We start from the raw sequence: 4421 nt of genomic DNA, 5'->3' as shown, positions 1-4421 counted from the left end.
TACAGCGGGGAAGATTGGCTAAAGAAGCTCACTTGGCATATGTTAAACTGAAGAGCATGTAATCCAGTCTACCAAGGTGGTGGTTCCGAAAAGCGAATCACCAATCGTTAGAACGCTACCTTCGCTGTTTCTGCATTGCGAGATATATTAGCCTTAGGTATACTTGAATCGATTGAATCATCCTTAATTTTGAGGAGGAAAGATAATGAAATACAGAATTCTAATTGGAGCAAGATGAAGATGGTATTTTTGTGGCTGAATGTCCCTCGCTTCCAGGGTGTATTTCTCAAGGAAAAACCAGAAAAGAAGCTATTGATAATATTCAAGATGCTATTAAAGGATACTTAGAAAGTTTAAAAAAGCACGATGAACCTATTCCCCCTTCAATTGATGAAGAGATTATAGAGGTAGCCATTTGAAGGCGATAGGAAAAAAATATCCTTTTGTCCCTAAACAGGGGAACGTATCGCGGTAAAACCACATTTGATCCGGCTACTCTATCACTACTGCTCCCGACATTTTCATATTGTTTTGGTGTCAGGTCTTGAATTGTGAAAATCCTCCTTCAATTCTCCCTATGTCCTCCTTAGCAGAAGTAGGCGAGGAGGAATAAAGATTTGGCGGATCGGGCTTGACAAATTTGACAAATCAACTGGCTCATGCGGATTTTATTTGAGAAGCTTATTAACTCGTGTTGACAAAAGGAACTAATCGTTTACAATAGAATACAAAGTATTCCAATGGATGGTGAACGGTATGTCCAAGATTGTTACTCTCAGGTTAGACGAAACTCTTTATGATAGGCTAAAAAAGTTAGCTGAAGCTGAAAATCGTCCTCTTTCCAATTATATTATTACCGCCGCAAAAAAATTTGTGGAGGAATCTATTTTTGCCAGCGACGAAGAGATGGCAGAAATTTTGTCGGACAAGGTTCTAATGGGTCGAATCAAAAAGGGATCTCGCCAGGTTAAGGCTAGAAAGGGTCGCCTGATTGGCTAATTATCGCATTTTTGAAACCGAGAATTTCCAGGACAATCTAAAACAAATTCGACTAGCTGGCTCCAAAAGTATCCAAAAGAAACTGGAAAGTTACGTATATCCTCAATTGCGAGAAGAACCTCATTTTGGTTTAAATATCAAGAAACTTCGCGATTTTACTCCAGAGACCTGGCGTTACCGTATTGGTGATTGGCGTTTCTTTTACCAAATTGACGAAGAAGAACATATAGTTTATATGGTTGCCGCTCACCATAGAAAAGAAGCCTATTGATAGCGCAGATCATTCATCGACTGCTAACGACCGGGGCATCTATCAAGTCTTTGAATTATAAGGTATCTGTGTTCCGACACTGCACAACCTTTAAAACGTGTTCATACCGAACAAGTTTAAAGACTGAGAATTGCGTAAAATTGTGTTAAAGGGGAGGGGTGTCAGTTATGGGAGAGATAATATCCGGTGTCACGATTGAGTGTGTTAAGGGGGATATAGCCTCGCAGGAGGGATTCACTGCTGTGGTAAATGCGGCAAATGCCTGGCTTAGGAGAGGAGGGGGCGTGGCGGGCGCAATTCATAGGGCTGCTGGTTCTGGGCTTGAAGAGGAATGCCGTCCATTGGCACCCATTAAACCCGGAGAAGCGGTTATTACCAGCGGGCGTAATCTTCCGAATCGGTATGTCATCCACTGCTTGGGACCCGTTTATGGTGTGGACAAGCCGGAAGATGAGCTTTTGGCAAATTGCTATTGCAATGCCTTGCTTCTTGCCGAAGAGTATAAAATAGATTCAGTTGCTTTTCCTGCCATTTCCACCGGTGCATTTGGCTATCCCACAGAAGAGGCCGCTGAGGTGGCATTTAGAACAATTATGGAGATGATCCCCAAGCTGGAACAGGTTAAAAAGATTCGATTCGTACTTTACAGCGACAAAGACCTCGATGTCCATAAAGAGATATTGTCCCACCTGCTTAGCGAAGAACACAAGAAAAGATAAGCGGCGGCTGATGCGCTAGCCGTTGGGCGCTTTTCCCCTCTGCATGAATGGATGATGTAAAATATATTCAAAATGAGTCAATGATACATTTGGAGTACATTTATAGGTTGTGATGTATTGCAAAATATATCAAATGAATCCTATAATATATCAGAGGTGGGAAAGATGAAATCGGTCATTGTGAGACTTGATGACAAACTTTTCCAGGAATTTGATCGATTGTGTAAAGAGCGGGGTTATGCCAAACAGGGTTTAATCAAAAGACTCATAAGAGAGCTTGTGTTTGATGCTAGAGTCAAATCCCTTCCCGTTGAGGAGCCTCTCTCCGATGAAGTGAGTGCGCTTAAGCGCAGACAAAGGGAGATTCTTGAGGGTGATTTGTTAGACTGGGAAAGGATAAAAAGTGCCCTTTGAAATAGAGATTTCCAAGGGTGCCCTCAAGAATCTAAAGAAACTGGACAGGAAGACCATCAATCAGCTGAAAAAAGCCATCGATGAGATGGTGGAGGATCCCCTCCAAGGAGATGTGGTCAAATTAAGGGGTTACGAAGCTTTCAGAAAAAGGGTGGGGGATTTTCGCATAATTTTTGCGGTGAGCTTTTCAGATTCCCGCGTTTTTATCATGGATATTCTACCGCGGGGCGAGGCTTACAAAAAACTTTAATATGCTAGTTTCCAGCGCACATTGCATACAAAGTATTCAATTGGTGATGATAAAAGGTATGTCCAAGATTGTTACCCTCAGGCTAGACGAAACTCTTTATGATAGGCTAAAAAAGTTAGCTGAAGCTGAAAATCGCCCTCTTTCTAGCATCTATCAAGTCTTTGAATTATAAGGTATCTGTAAATTTCATAATATCTTGACTTCTAAATTCGGGTTGGATATAATGCAACAAAACTGAATAGCCACCTCTAGGTGCCCCCGCGCAGATAATTATCAACCACCAATTGGGATATCTGCGTTGGGGGAGAATAGGGAAGTCCGGTGACCTGCCCGCTGTGTCTACGGGCGAGGCGGGTGGGAAGACCGGCACGGACCCGCCACTGTGACCCACGTAAAAGCCTTAACACGCTTTTACTCGGCGCTAAAGCCACTGCCTCCCGGTGGGAAGGCGAGTTAAGGTGTGGGAAGTCAGGAGACCTGCCTAGAGGGGAAGTAAGCCTTCGGGGAGTGAGGTGATGGCAAGTGATTAAAGATTTGTGAAATCCTTGAGCTTAGGCTTGAGGATTTTTTATTGGTGCGAAAGATTCTTCAAGTTATTTCCTTCGAAAGGATGAGTATTATGAGCAGGTATTCAAGAACCATCATTGCACTCATTTTGGTGCTACTGGTGACCGTTGTGGCATGTAAAACGACTCCAGTAGCGAAGAGACCAGCGGTTAGAAAAGTCGATTTCCCACAAACTTTAGAAGACGATCTGGGCAGAAAGGTTGTCATCGAGAAGGAACCAAAGCGCATAATCTCCCTAGCTCCTAGCAATACCGAGATCCTCTTCGCCCTTGAGTTGGACGATAGAATAGTGGGAGTGACTACCTACTGTGACTATCCAGAAGAGGCAAAAGTGAAAAATAAGATCGGAGGATTCAAGGATGTAAACATCGAGAAGGTTGTCTCTTTAAAGCCCGATTTGGTGCTGGCTACCGGTGGTGTTCAAGAACCGATAGTTAAAGAATTGGAGAGGTTGAAGGTGACCGTGTTCACCCTTGACCCGAAGAACTTGGATGATATCATCACCGGTATACGAGAGGTTGGCAGGCTTACCGGTAAGACTGAGGCAGCTGAGAGGGTTGTTAAGAAGATGCAGTCGGTCATAGAGGATGTCAAGGAGAAAGTGGCAGGACTTAAAAGGGAAAGACCAAAGGTCTTCTATGAGGTTTGGAACGAACCCCTGATGACCGCTGGTCCTGGAACATTTATAAACGACTTGATAAGACTGGCGGGGGGAGAGAACATCGCCGCCGATGCCAAGACCCAGTATCCTCAATACAGCCTGGAGATGCTAATTGAGCGTGATCCGGATGTCATCATCGCTTCCAAGGGAAGCATGGGTGATCCCGGCAAGATAAAGGAGCGTGAAGGCTGGGAGAATATTTCCGCGGTTAAGAATGGACGCGTTCATGTAATCGATGAAAATCTGGTTGTCCGCCCTGGACCAAGGATAGTCCAGGGTCTTAGGGAGGTTGCTAAAGCCATCCATCCCGAACTATTTAATAAAGCCATCCATCCCGAACTATTTAAGTTAGTAATAGAGCCAAGTCTTGGCGTAGGAGAAGAATCCCTCAATGCCGTTGATGTGGTTCTTCCGCTGACGTATTCTTCTTTGCCGTGCAAGACCCTGTGGTGCCTTCCTCGAAAGGAGAGAACCCCATATCCTTTAAAGTCGTCGGTGTAGTAGATACTGCCCCTTCTGGTGTGTTCCAGGATGAGAGGT

At 44.2% G+C, this 4421-nt stretch carries 7 protein-coding genes and 1 riboswitch; all 7 genes read left to right on the top strand.

Going from position 1 to position 4421, the window contains the following annotated elements:
• Positions 1-224: 224 nt before the first annotated feature.
• Complete coding sequence (locus QMD66_07835) at positions 225-419, top strand: type II toxin-antitoxin system HicB family antitoxin (GenBank protein ID MDI6822732.1); 195 nt, start codon at positions 225-227, stop codon at positions 417-419.
• 337 nt (positions 420-756) lie between these two features.
• A complete protein-coding gene (locus QMD66_07830) occupies positions 757-999 on the top strand; it encodes a CopG family transcriptional regulator (protein MDI6822731.1) in 243 nt (80 codons plus the stop codon).
• Positions 992-1270: a type II toxin-antitoxin system mRNA interferase toxin, RelE/StbE family gene (locus QMD66_07825; protein MDI6822730.1), complete on the top strand. Its 279-nt coding sequence runs from the start codon at positions 992-994 to the stop codon at positions 1268-1270. Before QMD66_07830 ends, QMD66_07825 begins: the two co-directional genes overlap by 8 nt.
• 167 nt (positions 1271-1437) lie before the next feature.
• Positions 1438-1989 carry a macro domain-containing protein gene (locus QMD66_07820; protein ID MDI6822729.1) on the top strand — a complete coding sequence of 184 codons (552 nt, stop codon included), beginning with the start codon at positions 1438-1440 and terminating at the stop codon, positions 1987-1989.
• 165 nt (positions 1990-2154) lie between these two features.
• Positions 2155-2403, top strand: coding sequence for a hypothetical protein (locus tag QMD66_07815; GenBank protein ID MDI6822728.1), 249 nt, complete (start codon positions 2155-2157; stop codon positions 2401-2403).
• Positions 2393-2653, top strand: coding sequence for a type II toxin-antitoxin system RelE/ParE family toxin (locus QMD66_07810; protein ID MDI6822727.1), 261 nt, complete (start codon positions 2393-2395; stop codon positions 2651-2653). Before QMD66_07815 ends, QMD66_07810 begins: the two co-directional genes overlap by 11 nt.
• 269 nt (positions 2654-2922) lie before the next feature.
• Positions 2923-3153: riboswitch (cobalamin riboswitch) on the top strand.
• Between the two features lie 119 nt (positions 3154-3272).
• Positions 3273-4382, top strand: a complete 1110-nt coding sequence (locus tag QMD66_07805) for a cobalamin-binding protein (protein MDI6822726.1) — start codon at positions 3273-3275, stop codon at positions 4380-4382.
• Positions 4383-4421: the final 39 nt, after the last annotated feature.

The sequence above is a fragment of the Actinomycetota bacterium genome (assembly GCA_030018275.1).
Taxonomy (GTDB): domain Bacteria; phylum Actinomycetota; class Aquicultoria; order Subteraquimicrobiales; family Subteraquimicrobiaceae; genus Subteraquimicrobium.
The sequence above is the reverse complement of the archived record's forward strand: the minus strand, read 5'-3'. Positions and strand labels throughout refer to the sequence as shown.